This is a genomic window from Pseudomonas sp. FME51 (genome assembly GCF_014897305.1).
This window is the reverse complement of the sequence record NZ_JABUYN010000009.1, coordinates 125,640-143,694: the sequence shown is the minus strand read 5'-3', so window position 1 is coordinate 143,694 and position 18,055 is coordinate 125,640. Positions and strand designations below refer to the sequence as shown.

The 18,055-nt window shown below is 59.7% G+C and carries 14 protein-coding genes; 5 read left to right on the top strand and 9 right to left on the bottom strand.

Annotation, left to right across the window (positions count from 1 at the left end; translation table 11 throughout):
• Nucleotides 1–117 precede the first annotated feature (117 nt).
• Together INT39_RS16255 and INT39_RS16250 are read left to right on the top strand one after the other, a co-directional pair.
• Nucleotides 118–2,853 (top strand): PAS domain S-box protein, encoded by a 2,736-nt coding sequence (locus INT39_RS16255; protein WP_193075043.1) that lies wholly within the window; start codon nucleotides 118–120, stop codon nucleotides 2,851–2,853.
• Nucleotides 2,850–3,233: a response regulator gene (locus INT39_RS16250; RefSeq protein ID WP_193075042.1), complete on the top strand. Its 384-nt coding sequence runs from the start codon at nucleotides 2,850–2,852 to the stop codon at nucleotides 3,231–3,233. The genes INT39_RS16255 and INT39_RS16250 overlap by 4 nt, the downstream gene beginning before the upstream one ends.
• 34 nt (nucleotides 3,234–3,267) lie before the next feature.
• Here the strand turns inward: INT39_RS16250 and INT39_RS16245 are convergent, their stop codons facing one another.
• Nucleotides 3,268–3,816 carry a DUF2780 domain-containing protein gene (locus tag INT39_RS16245; RefSeq protein ID WP_193075041.1) on the bottom strand — a complete coding sequence of 183 codons (549 nt, stop codon included), beginning with the start codon at nucleotides 3,814–3,816 and terminating at the stop codon, nucleotides 3,268–3,270.
• Between the two features lie 177 nt (nucleotides 3,817–3,993).
• On the opposite strand from INT39_RS16245, the gene INT39_RS16240 reads away from it, so the two are divergent.
• Both INT39_RS16240 and INT39_RS16235 read left to right on the top strand, forming a co-directional pair.
• The gene (locus INT39_RS16240) at nucleotides 3,994–4,911 is read left to right on the top strand and encodes an alpha/beta fold hydrolase (protein WP_193075040.1); all 918 of its coding nucleotides are present in this window, start codon (nucleotides 3,994–3,996) and stop codon (nucleotides 4,909–4,911) included.
• A 128-nt stretch (nucleotides 4,912–5,039) separates the two neighbouring features.
• Nucleotides 5,040–6,050, top strand: a complete 1,011-nt coding sequence (locus INT39_RS16235) for a zinc-binding alcohol dehydrogenase family protein (protein ID WP_193075039.1) — start codon at nucleotides 5,040–5,042, stop codon at nucleotides 6,048–6,050.
• Nucleotides 6,051–6,078: 28 nt separating this feature from the next.
• Here the strand turns inward: INT39_RS16235 and INT39_RS16230 are convergent, their stop codons facing one another.
• The 3 genes from INT39_RS16230 to INT39_RS16220 form a co-directional block, all read right to left on the bottom strand.
• Nucleotides 6,079–6,990, bottom strand: a complete 912-nt coding sequence (locus INT39_RS16230) for an alpha/beta fold hydrolase (protein WP_193075038.1) — start codon at nucleotides 6,988–6,990, stop codon at nucleotides 6,079–6,081.
• A gap of 88 nt (nucleotides 6,991–7,078) precedes the next feature.
• On the bottom strand, nucleotides 7,079–8,188 hold the full coding sequence (locus tag INT39_RS16225; protein ID WP_193075037.1) for a cytochrome-c peroxidase: 1,110 nt from the start codon (nucleotides 8,186–8,188) through the stop codon (nucleotides 7,079–7,081).
• Complete coding sequence (locus INT39_RS16220) at nucleotides 8,188–10,746, bottom strand: TonB-dependent receptor plug domain-containing protein (protein ID WP_193075036.1); 2,559 nt, start codon at nucleotides 10,744–10,746, stop codon at nucleotides 8,188–8,190. The genes INT39_RS16225 and INT39_RS16220 overlap by 1 nt, the downstream gene beginning before the upstream one ends.
• A gap of 184 nt (nucleotides 10,747–10,930) precedes the next feature.
• Between INT39_RS16220 and INT39_RS16215 the strand changes: the two genes are divergently transcribed.
• Entirely contained in the window at nucleotides 10,931–11,719 is a 789-nt protein-coding gene (locus INT39_RS16215; protein ID WP_193075035.1) for a class I SAM-dependent methyltransferase, read from the top strand.
• A 78-nt stretch (nucleotides 11,720–11,797) separates the two neighbouring features.
• Here INT39_RS16215 and INT39_RS16210 read toward each other — a convergent pair whose 3' ends face one another.
• The 5 genes from INT39_RS16210 to INT39_RS16190 all read right to left on the bottom strand — a co-directional run bounded on the left by INT39_RS16210 (nucleotide 11,798) and on the right by INT39_RS16190 (nucleotide 18,046).
• Nucleotides 11,798–12,439, bottom strand: coding sequence for a Crp/Fnr family transcriptional regulator (locus INT39_RS16210; protein ID WP_193075034.1), 642 nt, complete (start codon nucleotides 12,437–12,439; stop codon nucleotides 11,798–11,800).
• A gap of 44 nt (nucleotides 12,440–12,483) precedes the next feature.
• On the bottom strand, nucleotides 12,484–13,395 hold the full coding sequence (locus INT39_RS16205) for an SDR family oxidoreductase (protein WP_193075033.1): 912 nt from the start codon (nucleotides 13,393–13,395) through the stop codon (nucleotides 12,484–12,486).
• 42 nt (nucleotides 13,396–13,437) lie between these two features.
• Entirely contained in the window at nucleotides 13,438–14,934 is a 1,497-nt protein-coding gene (locus tag INT39_RS16200; RefSeq protein WP_193075032.1) for a flavin-containing monooxygenase, read from the bottom strand.
• A gap of 199 nt (nucleotides 14,935–15,133) precedes the next feature.
• Nucleotides 15,134–16,009, bottom strand: coding sequence for a metallophosphoesterase family protein (locus tag INT39_RS16195; RefSeq protein ID WP_193075031.1), 876 nt, complete (start codon nucleotides 16,007–16,009; stop codon nucleotides 15,134–15,136).
• Nucleotides 16,010–16,060: 51 nt separating this feature from the next.
• Nucleotides 16,061–18,046 (bottom strand): PhoX family protein, encoded by a 1,986-nt coding sequence (locus INT39_RS16190; protein WP_193075030.1) that lies wholly within the window; start codon nucleotides 18,044–18,046, stop codon nucleotides 16,061–16,063.
• Nucleotides 18,047–18,055 lie beyond the last annotated feature (9 nt).

Genomic DNA, 18,055 nt, shown 5'->3' with positions numbered 1-18,055 from the left:
GCCAGCTATGATAGCAGTTTAACCAGGCGTCTCTGGTCAGACAGGTATTAGGCCATCTGCGTATTGTGGCCGGGCTGTTTCCCCTGCAATCTGCGAATTTGGCACAGGAGTATGAGCATGAACTGGTTCCGGTTCCGGTTTCGCGATAGACAATCCCCATTGCCTGCAAAGACTGCTGTTGCGGATGTGGTTCAGGGGTGTTACCTGCAGATGGACCACCGGGGCTGGATCCTGGACGCCAGTGCGGAGCTGCGGGGGTTACTTGCTGACGAGGTGCTTTCGGGTGTCCCCCTGAGTGCCTGTCTGGCTCAGCCAGCCACTGAGATAGATGGCTCACCGGATACCTGGCCGGCCCAACTGTCGTCCATCGTGCTGCATGGTCGCCGGGGGCAGCTGCTGTATTTCCAGGGTGGCCTTCTGCGCCAGGGCGATGGCTGGTTGCTGTGCCTGCTGGATAACACCGCAATGGTGCTGCGCCTGCAGCTGGAAGAGCGCCGCCGGCAGATACTCGATTACTCGGTGCATCAGGCTTTGCGGATGCGCGAAGCAGAGCCTGAGTGCATGCAGGGCCTGACGGTGGAATGGCTGGAGGGGCTGCGCTTGCGTTTGCAGATTCCGTGGCTCGGGTTGTTGCTGCCGGGCGATCGCGGCTGGTCATTGTATGCCCATGCCAGCCTGCCGGATGCGCCGCCGTTCTCCTGGCATTCCACCGATCTGCACCAGCTGCTGCTGGATGCCGACAAATCGGTGCCGCAGACCTGGCATTGCAGCATGAGTCACGAGTCGGCCTGGTTGGTGCCCTACCGGGAGCATGATGGTGTGCGGGCGTGGCTGGTGGTGGCCGGCGTTGACAGCCAGCGGCAGACGCCTTTCTTCAGCGAGGCCGATTGGGTCGGCATGTTGATGTTGTTCGCGGCGCCCTTGAGTTCAGGGGTGCGCCATCTGCGGGTGGAACAGAGCTTGCGGCGCAACAGCGTGCTGCAGCGGGTGATGGATATTGGCTGGTGGGAGTATGACCCTGATACCCAACGGGTCAGCATGGCGCCGAACCTCGCCGAGACCATGGGGCTTGAACTGAGCGCAGAGGGTGACATCAGTCTGGAAGAGTCATTGACGGTATTCGATCCGGTTGATCGCGAGCTGGCCCTCGACCGTCTGCGGGAATTGACAGTAAGGGGGGAAGGCTTCAGTGAATCGATCTGCCTGCGGGTTCGGGATGGCCGTCATTGGTACCGGCTGAGTGGGGAGGTGGTGGGCCGTAGGGCCCCGAAGGTGGTCGGCTATACCATGGACATAAGCGATCTGCGGCAGCAGGAAGCTAAGACTGCTGCCGCCCGGGCCCGCCTGGAGGGGCTGCTGGATAACGCACCGGCGGTGATCTTCATTCAGAGTTATAACGATGGCGCGTTGGCCTTCGAATTCTGCAGTGCCAGCCTGTATCAGCTGCTGGGCTGGACCCTGAACGACTGGCAACACAATGCCTTTTCCAGCTTTCTGCATCCGGAGGATCGGCAGCTGTACTACGAACGCACCAAGACTTTGCTGCAGACAGGCTACACCAGTAGCCGTTATCGGGTGCGGGACAGCGACGGGATCTATCACTGGGTACTGGATGAAGCCAAACTCCTGCGTAACGACCAGGGGATGCCGGTTGAGGTGGTGGGGCTGTTGATGGACGTGACCGAGGCGACCGAAGCGTCAGAGTTGGTACGCAAAAGTGAAGAGCGTTATCGAATTCTGGTAGAGGATTCTCCCGCCATCATCTGTCGGTATCGGCCAGACCTGACTCTTACCTTTGCCAATAAGCACATGGCTGCTGCGTTGGGAGTTGATGCGGGAGAGGTCGAGGGTATCAATATTGGGCGATTTCTGTCCGAGGATGATCGAGAGGTGGTGTTGCAGCGAATCGCGAGAATGGTCCCGGGCGAACCCGTGAACAACCGCGAGGTCTGTCTGCAACTGCCGGGTAACCGCCGTGCCTGGTGGGTCTGGGCGCAGCGGGGCATCTTTGATGACAGCGGACGCCTCATCGAGGTGCAGGCCGTCAGTCGCGATGATACCGAGATCCATGATGCCCGTGAGCAGCTGTATCAAGGGGCGAAAATGGCCACCTTGGGCGAGATGGCCACCGGGCTTGCGCATGAGATGAATCAACCGCTTACCGTCATGCGCATGGCCTTGACTAACCTGGTGAAACGTCTGGGTACTGATGACCTGAACCTCGACTACCTCAAGGATAAGTTGCAGAGGCTTGAGAGCCAAGTGAACAGAGCATCGAAAATCGTCGATCATGTGCGTATTTTCGGTCGCCGCTCGGAGATCACAGGTGTGTTGTTCGACCCAGCTGAAGCGGTGGTGGAAGCGGTCTCTTTGGTAAGTGAAGGAATGGAGCTGAAAGATATAAGGCTTGAAACCGAATTAGCAATGGTATCGAGAGTCAATGGCCATCAGGACAGATTGGAACAGGTATTGATCAACCTGTTGCTGAATGCGCAATACGCCGTCAGTCAACGCGCAGCAAAGGAACCAAATAGTCCGGGGTGGGTCTTTGTTCATTGCTGGGAGGACAATGAAAACGTCTTCATTACGGTGGAAGATAGTGGTGGAGGGATAAGCGAAGTGCCGCTGGACCGTATCTTTGAGCCCTTTATCACGACCAAGCCGGTAGGCGAAGGAACCGGGCTGGGGTTGTCAGTCAGCTACGGCATCATCACCCAGATGCGCGGCCAGTTGAGTGTAGAGAGCAGTGGCGAGGGCGCATGTTTCCTGTTGACTCTGCCAGCTGGAGATAACGCCCCGGCTGATTCTCTTGATATTCAAGACTCATATGCGATTAGCGAGCGACCTGCATGAACAAAATTCTATTGGTTGATGATGATGAAGATATTCTCATCGAGCTTCACGAGGCGATGGTGACCCTCGGCTTCATGTGTGTTTGTGCAGGAAATATCAGTGAGGCCTTGATCGCTCTGGATAGAAATCCCGATATAGCCCTGATCATTTCCGATTTGCGCATGCCTGATCAGAGTGGTTTGCGTCTGCTGCAGATACTCAACGAGCGTGACGAGCACGAGCGCGCAATACCCATCATCATTACCTCAGGTCATGCTGATATGGATGATGTCATCGGCCTGTTCCGCAATGGCGCTGTCGATTTCCTGCCCAAGCCCATTCATTACGAGCATTTGGTCACACAGCTCAAACGCTTCTTTCCGGCGCATCCGCTGGACTGATCCAAGCCGATACGCCGGAACTTCACCGCTGCCCTCAGGGCGCGGTAGCGGGCGTAGTCCAGATGCTTGCCAGGCTGCTCATGAGCGGCTGGCTGACGCCCTGGCCGCCGATGAACTGCAGCAGTACCGGGGCGAACTGGCTGATCATGCCGGCGTCCATGCCCAGACCCGAGAAGGCATTACCCACGTCGCCGAGGCTGTGCATTTCGCTTTGTGCGGCGGTTTTTGCCAGGGGGTTAGCCTTGCCCAGCAGGCCGCTGACTGCACCAGCCTGGCTGCTCAGGCTGTTGTCGCTGAGGTTCTGCAGGGCAGGGACGCTGTTCATCAGCTGCGTGTAATCTGCGCCTGCCAGCTGGTTTTTCGCCAGGTTGAGCAGTGCACTGGTGCCGCCGACTGCCTGCTCCGAGCTGACGTTCAGGTCAGTCAGCTTGGTCACCAGTTCCGCGGATCTGGCGGCGGAGGATTCAGGCGCGGCAACGGCTGTGGTCAGTTTGGCGGCGTCGCCAAGGCTGAAGGCCTGGGCTGCACCTGCGGTCAGGCCCAGCGCCAGAGTCAGGGTGATGCAGCATGTCTTTTTGATCATTTTCATATTCTCACTGTAAATCGGTATGGTTAAGCCCTTCCTGGGCTTCCGTGCCTGAACTTGCCTTGCCATGGCGAGCCGCGGCAGCGCTCGGAAGTGTAACTGATTGGCAGCAGGTAAGGCGCGCCTTTGACGGCGCCCAACTCTATACTGGGCATCCTGAAGGAGCTGATGAGAATGCAAACAATGGGTCATACCGAGCACATGCCGATGTCGTCCGCTGATGAGCCGCAGAGCCGTTTTTATCGGTCCCGAGGGCTGCGACTGCACTACCTGGACTGGGGCAATGTTGAGGCACCGCTGCTGATCCTGATTCACGGTGGCCTGGAGCATGCGCGGGTCTGGGACCATCTGGCATGCCAGTTGTCTACCGACTGGCATGTGGTGGTGCCGGATCTGCGCGGCCATGGTGACAGTGACTGGAGCACGGGAGGCGCCTATGCCATTCCCGACTTTGTGCCGGACATCGCGGCGTTGATGGCTGAATTGGGTGACCGTCCGGCGACCCTGGTGGCGCACTCGCTGGGGGGCAATATTGCCGTCCATTACACGGCATTGTTTCCGGAGCAGGTCAGCCGTTTATGCGTTATCGAGGGCTTGGGGTTTTCGCCCGAGGCGCGCGCCAAGCGGGATGCGAAGTCACGCCGCGAGCAGCTACGCGAATGGGTCGAGCGGGTGCGCGAACTGGACCGGCTTGGTCCCAGCCAGTACCCCAGTGTCGAGGCGGCGGTGGAACGGCTGATGGGACATGATCCGCTGCTGAGTCGTGAGTTGGCCGAGTATGTCTGTGAGCGTGGACTCAGGCCCAACGAGAATGGCCAGTGGCGCTGGAAATATGATCATCAGATACGCGGTTTTGGTGCGGCGGAGGTGGCTTCGGTTGAAGCCAGTGATCTGTGGCAAGCCATCGAATGCCCGGTACTGTTGATGTATGGCGCTGAGAGCTGGGCGTCAAACCCGCAGGATGACGGTCGTATCCGACATTTCGCTCAGGCCGAGGTGATCAGCATTGCGGATGCCGGGCATAATCTGCACCACCATCAGCCGGAGGTGTTCATGACGCATCTGCGGGCGTTTCTGAGCGCCGCTTGCTGATTTAGCTTGCTCGGGCGCTCCGCGCTCCGGCTTCAGTATCCCACGCGGAGTACCAGATCCTTCCCGTGCAAGTGGCCCTCGCGCGTTCAGCTGGCTATCCTGTGCGTATATTCCGAGGGGAGACTGACATGAAAGCTGTGGGTTATACCGAGCAATTGCCAATCGACAATGATCAGGCGCTGATCGACCTTGAACTGCCCAAGCCAACACCGACCGGCCACGATCTGCTGGTGCGCGTGCAGGCGGTATCGGTTAATCCGCGGGACATCAAGAGTCGACAAGTATTCAGCGCCTCGGCTGAGGAGCCGCGGGTACTCGGCTACGATGCCGCCGGCGTGGTCGAGGCGGTGGGGCCGGAGGTGACGTTGTTCCAGCCCGGCGATGAGGTGTTCTACGCCGGTGAGCTTCAGCGCTCGGGCTCCAATGCCGAGTGGCAGCTGGTAGATGAGCGCATCGTCGGACACAAGCCGCGTAACCTCGATCCCGCCGCTGCGGCATCGGTGCCGCTGGTCATGCTCACCGCCTTCGAGATGCTCTTTGATCGTCTCGGCATGCCGCAGAATGCCACCGATAGCTCGCCGATATTGCTGGTGCTGGGTGGCGCCGGTGGTGTGCCGTCAGCCGCCATTCAGCTGGCGCGCCAGGCGGGCGCCACGGTTATTGCCAGTGCTTCACGTGCGGAAAGCGCGCAATGGGTGCGGGATATGGGTGCGCACCATGTGATTGATCACAGCAAGCCGCTGGTTTCCCAGATCCTCGACCTGAACATCGGGCTGGTCGATTTTGCTTTTTCCACCCACACCAGCGCTGAGGTCTGGGCGGCGCTTGGAGAGGTCATGGCGCCCCAGGGGCGACTTGGCATCATCGATGATCCCGAGCCGCTGGATCTGCGTGTGTTCAAGGCCAAGAGCATTTCAGTTCACTGGGAATCCATGTTCACCCGGTCGATGTTCCAGACCGCTGACATGCAGCGTCAGCACGACATCCTCAACCGCGTCGCTGAGTTGCTGGATGAAGGCGTCATTCGTGCGATGGACCGCGCGCATCTCGGTCAGATCAACGCAGCCAATCTGCGCAAGGCGCACGGGATGATCGAAGGCGGGCATACCATCGGCAAGATAGTGCTGGAAGGCTTCTGATGAAGCCTGCCAGCGGCGCCCTTGCCGTTTAAACCAGCCCGGCTACCTGGCCGTTCGTTGCTGACTGTGCCAGCAGCCAGCTCACCGCATCATCCCAGAACGGCTGTGATTCGTTGCGAAAATAGCCCATATGCCCGATTGGCCGGTTACCGGCCGCGGGTTGAATATTGCCAATGGTCTTCGGCGTGTTGCTGTAGCCCTTGGCGAAAGCATCGCGTGAGCTCGGCGGCGCCCAGGGATCATCGGTCGAGGTGATGAAAGCGCAGGGTGTCTGCACCGCCGCATACAGGGGCTTCACCCAGCCCATGGTCGGATCGTCGAAATAATAGTGCGGAAAACCGCACCAGCGCTTCCAGTCGCGGTAGACGCCCAGCGGCAGGTCGTCGCCCATGCCCAGCACGCTCCAGGCCATATAGCCTTTCCAGGACACGATTGCCGGCATCATGACATTCCAGAAAAAGCGGACTTTCAGTCCCTCGCCCCTGGGCATCCAACCGGCCCAGCCGGCACCGGTGCCGAAGGTGTAGCACGCCGCGAGACGGTCATGATTGGGCAACAGGCCGATGGCATGACCACCGAACGAGTGACCGACCCAGTACAACGGCAGGTCCTCTTTGCTCAACAGATCCACGGCAGCTGCCAGATCCTTCTGTGACCAGTCCAGATAGGACATCTCGAACCCCTTCAGCGAGGCGGGTTGCGACTCGCCGGAGCCGCGGTAATCGATGGTCAACACGTTCAGGCCGCGCTGCGCTGCGTACTCGGCGAATCGCCGGTAGAACCGCTGCGGTACGCCGGTGCCGCCGGCCACCAGCAGATTGCCCCTGGCCTCGCCCTGAGCCTGATAACGATAGGCTGTCAGAACGTAGCCATCACTGGCGGTTATGGTGATTTTCTCGCAATGGACCTGTATTTCAGGCGTTTGGGTAGCGGCATTCATTGTCTGTCGTTCCGTTTTGCTGTGATTGTCAAACGACCGTTTGATTTTCCTACGCTAAACCAACTCCAGACTTTTTTCCACCCTGCACTCAGAGTGTTTGCAGAAAGGCTTCCAGCGCCGCCAGCTCCTGTCTATCCAGATTCAGCGGCACCAGCAATTCCGAGGTCTGCGGAAAATGCGGGTCGTCGGCCTGATCTTCCCGGGGCTGGGGGCGAGGCATGCCGGCGTTGTACATGTTCAGCACGCCGCGCAGGGGGAACAGGCCGTTGTGCATCCAGGGGCCGGTGCGACTGACCTGACGCAGGCTGGGGGTACGGAATTTGCCGATGTCGGTGGGGTTGCCGGTGACTTCCTGACGACCCCAGTCCTCGAAGCGGTCACGGCCATAATAGGTCAGCCCCAGGTTATGGAACCGGCGGTCGCTGAGCGCCACGCCGTGGTGGCAGGTCATGCAGTGGCCCTGGGTGCGGAACAAGTGCAAGCCTTGTATCTGCTGATCGGTCAGCGCCTGCTTGTTACCGCGCATAAAGCTGTCCAGGCTGCTGCGTTGCGGCAACAGGCTACGCTGGTAATCGGCCAGTGCCAGGCCGAGCTGCTCGCGGGTGATGGCGCCGTCGCCAAACACGGTGGCGAACGCCTCGGCATAGGGGCCATCGGCGTTCAGACGGTCGAGCAGTTCGGGTACGCTGAAGGCCATTTCCAGCGGGTCTTCGATGGGATGCATGCTCTGTTCTTCCAGCGTATTGCTGCGGCCATCCCAGAAGAAAGGGCCGAGCAGAGCACCAGTGGTGACCGAGGGCGAATTGCGCCGCCCGACTAGGCGATCATGACCGAAAGAGAAGCGCCGGCCATCGGCGAAGTTTTCTGAGGGTTCATGGCAGGAGGCGCAGGCGATCTGCCCGGAGCGCGACAGCCTGGGATCAAGAAACAGTTTTTCGCCTAGCCGGGCGCGTTGCGGATCGTAGCCGCCCTGGGCCAACCATTCGGCGCGGGTGGGCAGTGGCGCCAGTTCCTGCCAGGGGCCGTCCCCCATGATGGTGGGTTTGGGCCATTGCGCTATCGGCTGCTCATAAAGAGCGCGCAAACAGCTGGCTTGCTGCTCCGGTTGCTCGGAGCAAGGCTCAGCGCGGGCAGATAGCGTCCAACAGCTCAGCAGGAAAAAGACGATATTGTATTGGAGTGATCTTGGCAGTGGCATCAGAAACGGTACCCCACTTCCACCATGAACTGTCGGCCCACTTCATAGCCGATGCTGTTCTTGTCGGCGGTACTGGCGATGCGTTTGTTCAGCAGGTTGGTCACATCCAGGTTGACGAAAGCGGCCTGCTTGCGGGTGACGGGTTTTTCCCAACTGATGCGGGTATCCCAGGTCAGGGTCGAGCCGTAATCCTGTTCCATCCATTCGCGCAGCAGGTCACCCTGGTGTTCGACAAACTGACCGGTCATGGCGACGCGACGATAGCCGCTGCGGTGGCGGAAAAAGTTGGTCCAGCTCAGATCCCACTCGGGGATGACGGTGGTGGTTGCCAGGCGTACCGTCCAGGGGCGGTTGTAATTGTCCGCCGGGCGCTCGGAATAACGCATCGCGCTGCCGTCGTACATGATCAGCGGGTCATCGACCCAGAGCATGCCGATACTGCTGGTGTAGTCGTTGAGTCCCGAGCTGTTGATGTCGCTCCAGTCGATGGCCAGGTCGAAGGTGGTCCAGCTGTTGCGCAACTGCAAGGGCAGCATGGGACTGATGGTCAGTGACCAGATCTCGCTGTCGCTCTGGCCGCCGTTGTAATAGGTGTAGTAGTTGGATTTCAGCTGATCGGGGTCCTCCGATGGCTGGCCGATCTGCGAGCCCCAGGCGCGGGACACCTGATCGCGGGCCTTGCGCTCGACGTACTTCAGCGTAAAGCGGGTGCTCCAGCGGATATGGCTGAACGCGAGTGACAGTTCATCGTTGTAGGGGATATCCAGCTGGCTGAACTTGCTGCCGGCCGGGGAGCGCTCGCCGGCGATCCAGGGCGCGTTCTGGTCTTCCCGGTTGTAGCTGATCTCCATCTGCTCCAGCGATTCGCGCAGGCGGTAAGTATAGAGGTTGCGGCCGTAATAGCGGTTGGCGCCGAGGGTAACCAGGGTGTTGCCGTTGCCCCGCACATCCAGCTCGGCGGCAAAGCGCGGCGAGATGGTGGTCTGGTCCATGTAGTTGTCGCTGTCGACGCGTACGCCGGGGCGCAGGCTGAGGCGTTTGTATTGGATGTCGTCCTGCAGGTAGACCGCCCATTGCCGGGTGCTGAATTCCACTTCGCCGGCTTCCAGCATGCTGTATTCGGTCATGTACTGGCCGGGCCAGCCGTTGACGGTGTCGCCGACGGAGCACCAGGGGTCGTTGGGAGCGCACCAGTCGGTGGGGGCGGTCTTGTTCAGCGCATTGCTGTAATGTGGTGAGGTCCGTTCGAAGTGGACCCGCTGATGATCCAGTGCAATGCCGGTCTGCAACTGATGGCTGACCGGCCCTGTACGCAGGGTATTCCAATGCATATCAACCTGGTAGCTGAGCCCCTTCTGCACCTGTTCGATATCACCGAAGCCACCTTCGCTGGCGAGGATGCTGCCGCTCCAGTTCTTGGACTCAGAGGAGCGCCAGATACGCATATAGTCAGCGCCCGAGTCGCGGGCGTTCTGCTGATCGCTCCAGCCCAGTTTCTGGCTGATCAGACCTAAGGGCGACTTCCAATCCAGGGCGAGGTTAAAGGCATCGCCACCGGCCGTGGTAACGCGATAGGAGCTCCGGGCGTTGCTGCCGTAACCGCGATCTTCTTCCGGTGCATGGGTGAGCGAGCCGGTCAGGCGCAGGGCGGGGTTGATATCCCAGACGGCCTTGAGAAAGTAGTTATCGATCAGCAGCTCTCGATCCTGCTGCTGGTTGGCCTCGGGGGTATCGTGAGTCAGGCCGAAGATACGGGTGGGAATGGTGGACTGCTTGCGCGAGAAACTGCCAAGCAGGCCGACGTTATCTGTCAGATAACCTTCCAGGGTCGCGCGGGTGATGATCTTGTCGAATTCCGGCTGGTTGCCGGTGCCGAGAGCCGCATCGAACTCATCCAGGTTGGGATCGTTTTCATCCAGATGGTACTCAGTCCATTCGGAGCGGGACATCTGCAGCGAGAGCTTGCCCGACAGTTCACGTTTCGGGTCGCGGGTCCTGGCGTCCACTACCCCGCCGTTGAAGCCACCGAAGGAGGCCGGCACGTTGCTGTCATGCACGATGATGCTGTCCAGCAGATCGGTATCGATGGCCAGGCCCTGGCTGCGACCGGGCAGTTCGCTGGCGTTATTGGCGGTATTGCCCGGATCGAGATCATTGTTCATTCCCATGCCATCCAGGGTGAACAGGTTCTGCCAGTGGGGTTGACCATTGATACTGATATTGGCTGGGGAGATTTCCCCTGGCGTCTTGCTGTTGAGCTGACTGTTGTCGAACTGCACCGCCGGATTGGTGCGCAGCAGACTGGTGATATCGCCGTTGCCGGCGGGCATCTTCTCGATCTGTTCCCGATCGACCTCCCGGGAGCCTTCATAGTTTCGGCGCTGGCCTTTGACCAGCACATCACCCAACTTCAGCGAGGCGGCATCGGCGGCTTCAGTCTCTTGCTCATGGGGTTGTACATCCGCATCCATTGCCCTGGCGGCGGTAACCGGCAGTGCCAGACACAAAAGCAGGGCAAGCGGGGATGCAGCAAAGACAGCTGAATGACTGCGCGACACAAGGAGCTCCATCCAGAGAAACAGAAAACCCTGGCGGCGCACTGGGTGTGGTTGGGCCGCGGAGGCATGACTAAAGCTGGATGCGAATTATATATAAATGCTAATGATTATCAACAACTGGCTGGCCGGGCCGTGAATGTTACGGATGGGTTACCATGATGGAAATTTCTAACGGAGCCTGCCCTTGTTCAGTGATTTATCGGTTGAATTTGATGAGCTCGGCATGCACCTTGACGTGCCCTTTGTGCCAACCGGCGAGGATGTGGTCAAGGCGATGCTGGACCTGGCTGCGGTCGAGTCCGATGATGTGCTCTTTGACCTCGGTTCCGGTGACGGGCGTATTGTGGTGGCAGCGGCGCGGGATTACGGCGCTCAGGCAGTGGGTGTGGAAATAGATTCCGGCCGGGTCGCGTTGGCGCAGGCCTATGCCGAACAGATGGGCGTCGATGACCGGGTCTGCTTCGTTGAGCATGATCTGCTGGAAGTGGACTTCTCTCCCGCCAGCGTAGTGAGCATGTTTCTTCTGCCCCATATCAACCTGGCGTTGCGGCCACGCCTGCTGGCAGAGTTGCGGCCCGGCACGCGGATCGTTTCCCACACCTTCGATATGGGTGACTGGAAGCCGGACCGGCGGATTCCTGCCAAGTACGACAGTATTTTCCTGTGGGTGGTGCCAGCCAGAGTCGAGGGCGTCTGGCACTGGCAGATGGAAGGAAAGAATTACCAGGTTGAGCTTGAGCAACGCTATCAGCAGTTGTCCGGAGAAGTCTGGGTAGATGACCAGCTCGCCGAGCTGGAAGCCGCCCGGCTCTGGGGTGACCTGCTGGAACTGGTAGTGCTTCGCGAAGGAGACTATGAGCCCGAATCGATCATCCTGCATTGCCGGGATGATCGGTTGGTGGTGGTGAGTGAGAACCAGCAGGGTGCGGTGGCGCGAAGAATAGGGGGCTGCAAACAGGCACCTACCGGATAGGAGGGGCGACCTCGGCGACCCCCCCAGCACGAGCCAGCCGCCCTCGCTGAGGCGATGTGTGAAGCGCTTCGGGCCGCATCAGGGGGAACAAATAGAAGCTTCAAGGGCTGCTGGCTCCAGCACGACCAGGCTACGATAGCTGACCTCAATGAACCCTTGCTCCTCCCACTCTTTCAACACTTTATTCACGCTTTGCCGGGAGACTCCGAGCATCTGTCCAAGATCCTCCTGAGACACGTGCAGCGTAATGTTCTCGCCAAGCGTCAGTTGCGTAATCTCTGCACGAAAAAGCTCCAGCATTGTGCTGGCGAGTCTTGCCGGCAACGGCTGAATGGCGTTTTCATCCATACGTTCAAGTGTGGCTTTGTAACGCAAGCCCATCAGTCTCAGAAATTCCAACAGAAATTCCGGACGATGGTCGACGATCGTATGAAACGTCTGGGCTGGTACTACCAGAAGCTCAGTTTCAAGAACCGCAAAGGCATCGTGGATGCGGTTCTCTCCGGTAAAAACGGATGCTTCGCCAAACCAATGGCCTGGCGTTGCTATGTTAAGCAGCGATTCACGCCCGTTCGCTCCGGTAACGCATAGTCGGATTCCACCTGACTCTACGCAGAACAAGGCATCTGGCGGCGAGCCCCGGTGAAAGAGTCGCTGTTTCTTTACTAGATGCTGTTTCTTCGCATGTGTCTTCAGCAGCGCATCAAGTTCAGGGCTCAAAGAGCCGAACGAGTGAGCTGCTGATATGGGAATGGGAACTGGCCTCAACGAGAAATCGCCTCCTTCAGGAGCTCTCTACGTGCATTCAAGAACTCGGATTGAGCATAGGGCAGATCGGGGTTCTCTTCTTCGACAATGTGTTTGAAGCGGTCCCTGAGCAGGTCGTGTACCTCATTGGTTGGAAATATGTAGAAATTATCCTGTTCGATACTTCTGAAGGTTATTTCCGCCACCTCAGCCGCCGTCAGCGAACCATTATTGAGGTTGTTCTGTGATAATGCCGCAGTTGCCATCTGGGAGCGAGTCGGTTCATTGCTATTTGTCAGCTCTGCCGGCCGGACGCGGTGGCACTGGCCGATGTTCGTGGTGACATAGGACGGGCAGAGCACAGCAGTTCGTACCTGCTCAGTGACCAGACCCAGATCGTGATACAAGCATTCGGACAGCGCCACTACGGCATGTTTGGACACGCTGTAGATGCCCATGGCGGGACCGGTCAGCAGGCCTGCCAGAGAAGCGGTGTTAACGATGCAACCCTGGTAGCCTGGATTGGCTGCGGCAGCGGTTAGCATTCGTGGGGTGAAGGCGCGGATGCCATTGGCCACGCCTTTCACGTTTACCCCAAGGAGCCAGTCCCAATCCTTGTCGGTACTTTCCCAGATAAGCCCGCCGCTGGCCACGCCAGCGTTGTTGAACATTAAATTGACCGGACCGAAATGCGCTTCTGCACGCTCGGCCAGCATCTCAACAGCCGCCGCATCGGCGACATCCAGAACCACGCCAATCGCCTCGGCGTTCAGCGCTCGGAGCTGTTCCAGGGTCTGCTCCAAAGCTTCCGCCTGTACATCCGCCAGTACCACTTTCATACCGCGGCTGACCGCGACATGTGCCAGGGCCTGACCCAGTCCGGAACCGCCACCGGTGATCACCGCAACGCCGTCTTTGAAGTTTTTCATGCTGTTTTGCTCCCAATGTACAGGCTTGCCATCAAGGCAGCCTCAGTAGGTGTAGTTAAAAATCGGATCGGTAAGGTCCACAGTCGGCAGGACTCGTTTTTCGTATTCATAATCCTGGCTGTGCTGCCACTCTGGTTTGTCGCCGCGCCTGGGCAGGCGATGCAGGCTACGCAGGAGGTAACCGGGATTGAGCGCTTCTGTGTCAACCCAAGGCATCAGGGTCATTCCAGCATCCTCCGGACGCAGGGCTGGCACTACGCTTTTAGCACCGGTGCGCTGCATATGTCCGAGCACCTGGCAGATGAAATTACCGATCAACTCGACCCGGAGAGTCCAGCTGTAAAAGCCATAGCCGTAGACCCAGGCCATGTTTGGCACCCCCGTGAACATGATCCCTCTATAACCGACGGTGTCGGCAAATCTCACCGGGGCGCCGTCGACGGTGAAGGGTATTTCCCCCATCACTGACATCTCGAATCCGGTGGCCGCAATCACTACATCGCAGTCGATCCGTTGACCCGATTGCAGCTGAATGCCGTTCTCGTCAAATGTCTCAATGTGGTCGGTGACTACCTTGGCCTTACCGGTGCTGATGGCCTTGAACAGATCTGCCTCAGGCACGAAGGCCACTCGTTGCTGCAGCGGCTTGTAGGGTGGGGTGAAATGCCGCTCGGTATCGAAACCATCCGGCAGGCAGGCTCTGACGCCGTCGATAAGCTGTTGTTTGATTCGCTCAGGGTCATTGCGCGCGTGCTCCAGCAGTATCGCCCGGTCGCGGACAGCCTTCCTGCGCATGATTTCGTGGATCCAGACGGCGTCTATATCGAGCTTGCGCAGTTCATCAACCAGCGCATCGGCATTGCGGCCGGCGGCGAAATACGTGGGTGTGCGTTGCAGCATAGTGACCTGGCTGCATTGGTCAGCCAGAGCAGGAACCAGCGTGGCGGCGGTTGCACCGGATCCGATCACTACGACGTCTTTGCCGGCCAGGTCCGTGTTTTCAGGCCAGTGTTGCGGGTGGATGACTTCGCCCTGGAACTGCTGCAGACCCGGCCATTCGGGGATATATCCCTGAGCGTGCTGGTAGTAACCCTGGCACATCCAGAGAAAGCCTGCGCGAATGGGTAGCGTTTGCCGGTCCTCACCCGAACTGACCTGCAACGTCCAGCAATTGTCCTCGCCCGACCAATCGGCCGACTCTACGCGCTGCCGGTAACGGATATGAGGTGCCAGGTCAGCATCTTCTATGGCTGATCCCAGATACTGCAGAATTTGCTCGCGTGAGGCGATCGGCTTGCCCGTCCAGCATTTGAAATGGTAGCCGAACGTGAACAGGTCGCTGTCCGAACGGGTGCCTGGGTATTTGTGAATCAACCACGTGCCACCATAGGATTCCAGAGCTTCCAGGATTACGAAACTCAAGTTGGGGTGCTGCTCGCGCAGCATGCTGGCGCAGCCGATCCCGGAAATACCGGCACCAACGATAACGACGTCGAAGTGTTCCACAGCATCCGTGTGGATGGGCTTGGTCGAAAGCATCTGAGTCTCCAGTTTGCATGCATCGGGCACGTTCAATGCGGCAAGTATGGAAGGAGCTTCGAATCAAGAATGTCGCATTATGGCAATTCGGGCTGGCCGATATGAATCGCACCGGCTCGACACAATGAATACCTGGCAGGTGGGCATGTTCGTTTCAGGCAGCCCGCCACTGCTGACGGGCCATCCGCAGGCCGGGTTATTACTGGGCCGGACGCTTCAGGCTGAAGCGATAGTCATGCCGCTCCAGCGGGCCATCCAGTCCGACCTGGTAGGTATCCACCAGCACCTGATCATCGTCCATCACCGTCAGTACGCGGAACATCGGCACGTGGTGGTTTTCGTCCGGAATCTTGGTGCGTTCCAGCGCAGGGATATGCAGGTGGTGCACGCCGTCGATCTGTTTGGAATGCTCGGTGCGCTCCAGGTCCATATGCAGGTCGCCGGAGATCATGGCGATCAGGTTGGGCTGGGCGCTGACTTCGGCAAAGCCGGGATGGTGGATGCCCTTGTCGGCGTTTTCCGGAAAGGTGCCGGCGGGGGCGCCGTGGACTACCAGCAACACGGGTTTGGGATGCAGTTGCTGGATCTGCTGTTTGATCCAGGCCACGCCTTGGTCATTGAAGTCCCGGCCTTCGTCCGGTGAGGCCATGACCAGTGCCAATTGCTCGAATTCCCTGACGTAGCTGGGGCCCTCGATTTCTACCTTGCCTTCATTCCAGCGCTGGGCGTATTGCATATAGCGCTCGACGCTGGCGCCGTGTTCTTCGTTGCCCATGATCGGGTAGAACGGCAGGGTCAGGCGTTGCAGCACGGGGGTGACGGCGTCGTATTGCAGCTCGGTGCCCTTGTGGGCGATGTCGCCAACACCGATGACAAAGTCCAGATCCAGGGTGTCGGTCAGGTGGTTGACGTGGCCGACGGCGGCGGCCAGACCGGGGAATTCCGCCTTGGGTTTGGGTTCGGCGTCGCCGAGGATGGCGAAGCGCAGGACCGGCTCGGCGGCATTGGCCAGGGTTGGGGCCAACAGGCTGCCGGTGAGCAGCAGGCAAGTAGGTAGCAGGGTGCGAAGTTTCATTGGGGTTCCTTGTTCTGTGTTGGTGTTGGCATGGGTGTTATGGACGTGGGGTTAAACTCCTATCACCTGGCCATCCTTGTGGGTAATAACCACGGTAGTGGAGCGCGGACGGCTGTGGCCGTCGCTGGCGGGGTAGCTGATCTCGGGGTGCTGGACGTTGACCCACATGGTGCGGTAGTCGGGCGTCCAGGTGATGCCGGTGATCTCGCTCCCGCGGGGCCCGACCAGAAAACGCCGTACTTCTTTGGTCTGCGGGTCAGCGCAGAGCAACTGGTTGCAGCCGGTGTTGACGGTGTGAGCCGCCTCTTCGTCGGAGTCGGTCTGGATCCACAGGCGGCCCGCGCCGTCGAAGGCCAGGCCGTCAGGTGAGGAGAAGATGTCCCCCTGGATATTGCCGATCAGGTTGTCCGGCAGCGGCTGGCCATCGGCATCCTCTGCGCCGGGATGGTCGCCGGCGAGCAGAAACACATCCCACTCGAAGCGGGTGGCGGTCGGGTCGGCGTTGGCTTCGCGCCAGCGCACTATCTGGCCGTGCTGGTTGTTGGCTCTGGGGTTGGCGGCATCCACCGGGAAGCGGCTGCCGCGGTCGCGGTTGTTGGTCAGGGTGATGTATACCTCGCGGCTGACCGGGTGTACGGCAACCCATTCCGGACGATCCATGGGTGTGGCACCGAGGATGTCGGCGGCGCCGCGAGCATTGAGCAGCACTGCCTGCTGGTCGGCAAAGCCATTGCTTTCAGTCAGCCCGTTCTCGCCCCAGATCAGCGGCAGCCATTCGCCGCTGCCGTCCTCGTTGAAACGGGCGGCGTACAGGGTGCCGCTGTCCAGCAGCTGGCGGCTGGCATCAGGCTTGCTGGCATCGTGACGTCCATCGGGCACGAACTTCCAGACGTATTCACCCCGGGCGTCATCGCCGGAATATACCGCCATGCGCCCATCATCGCCCAGCGAGACCACCGAACATTCCCGGCTCAAGCGGCCCATGGCGGTGCGCTTGATCGGTTTGCTGTCCGGATCAAAAGGGTCGATTTCCACTACCCAGCCGAAGCGATTGGGCTCGTTTACATGGCCTTGATGCTCCGCTGAAGGATCAGGAGTGGCATCGAAGCGTTGATCTACCGACTCCCATGCGTAATAGGCGCTGCGCTGACCCTGGCCGATGCCATAGCGCTGGTGAGTCGGGCGGCTGGCGTGGTCGGCGGCGTCGCGGTTGACGAAGTAGTTGTGGAAGTTCTCTTCGCAGGTCAGGTAGGTGCCCCAGGGCGTGACGCCCATCGAGCAGTTGTTCAAGGTGCCCAATACGTCGGTACCGCTCGGGTCGCTGGCGGTGCGCATGCGGACATCACTACGCAGCGGACCACTGACAGCCATCGGTGTCATGGCGCTGATGCGTCTGTGGTAACGCGAACCGGACACCCGCTGCCACTGGCCATCGGCATCCCGGCGGATCTCTAACACGCTGACGCCATGAGCCGCCTGTTCCTTGCGTACTTGAGCCAGCGGACGCTGACGCCGTCCATCTTCCAGATCGGTGTAGCTGAAGCCGTTGCTGTGCAGCGTCGGGTTGATGTATTCGTGGTTGATCACCAGCAGACCATGCGCGTTGGGCGCGTCCTCGAAGGGGAAGAAGTGCATGCCATCGTGGTTGTCGCCGGCCTGGAGCAGCTGGGTCTGCCAGTCCTGGGAGGCGTCATCCAGCCAGTCCGGGGCGTTATCCATTACTGCATCGCCCCAACTGAAGAAGGGCCGTGCGCTATAACCCTCGGCGACCAGTACCTGATCGAAGTCCGCAGCGGTCTGTGCCGCCACGCCGGTAAAGCCCAGCAGTGGGGTGGCGCCTGGGGTGCCAGGGTTGCGTTGGCAACCGAGCAGTCCACCGCCAAACAGGCCGATGGCGGCCAGTGCCAGTCCGCCCTTGAGTACCTGGCGGCGGCTGCGGTTGATGATGCTGTCCAGATCGGCGGCCTGACTCGGGTTGAGTTTGCGGTCGTCGACCGCTTGCAGGTCGTCGTGGTAGTGAAGGTGTTCCTGTCTCATGTTCTGCTC

Excerpts from the sequence above, each read along its gene's own strand:
- INT39_RS16255 (WP_193075043.1), top strand. The coding sequence starts at position 118 with ATGAACTGGTTCCGGTTCCGGTTTCGCGATAGACAATCCCCATTGCCT.
- INT39_RS16250 (WP_193075042.1), top strand. The coding sequence starts at position 2,850 with ATGAACAAAATTCTATTGGTTGATGATGATGAAGATATTCTCATCGAG.
- INT39_RS16245 (WP_193075041.1), bottom strand. The coding sequence starts at position 3,816 with ATGATCAAAAAGACATGCTGCATCACCCTGACTCTGGCGCTGGGCCTG.
- INT39_RS16240 (WP_193075040.1), top strand. The coding sequence starts at position 3,994 with ATGCAAACAATGGGTCATACCGAGCACATGCCGATGTCGTCCGCTGAT.
- INT39_RS16235 (WP_193075039.1), top strand. The coding sequence starts at position 5,040 with ATGAAAGCTGTGGGTTATACCGAGCAATTGCCAATCGACAATGATCAG.
- INT39_RS16230 (WP_193075038.1), bottom strand. The coding sequence starts at position 6,990 with ATGAATGCCGCTACCCAAACGCCTGAAATACAGGTCCATTGCGAGAAA.
- INT39_RS16225 (WP_193075037.1), bottom strand. The coding sequence starts at position 8,188 with ATGCCACTGCCAAGATCACTCCAATACAATATCGTCTTTTTCCTGCTG.
- INT39_RS16205 (WP_193075033.1), bottom strand. The coding sequence starts at position 13,395 with ATGAAAAACTTCAAAGACGGCGTTGCGGTGATCACCGGTGGCGGTTCC.
- INT39_RS16200 (WP_193075032.1), bottom strand. The coding sequence starts at position 14,934 with ATGCTTTCGACCAAGCCCATCCACACGGATGCTGTGGAACACTTCGAC.
- INT39_RS16195 (WP_193075031.1), bottom strand. The coding sequence starts at position 16,009 with ATGAAACTTCGCACCCTGCTACCTACTTGCCTGCTGCTCACCGGCAGC.
- INT39_RS16190 (WP_193075030.1), bottom strand. The coding sequence starts at position 18,046 with ATGAGACAGGAACACCTTCACTACCACGACGACCTGCAAGCGGTCGAC.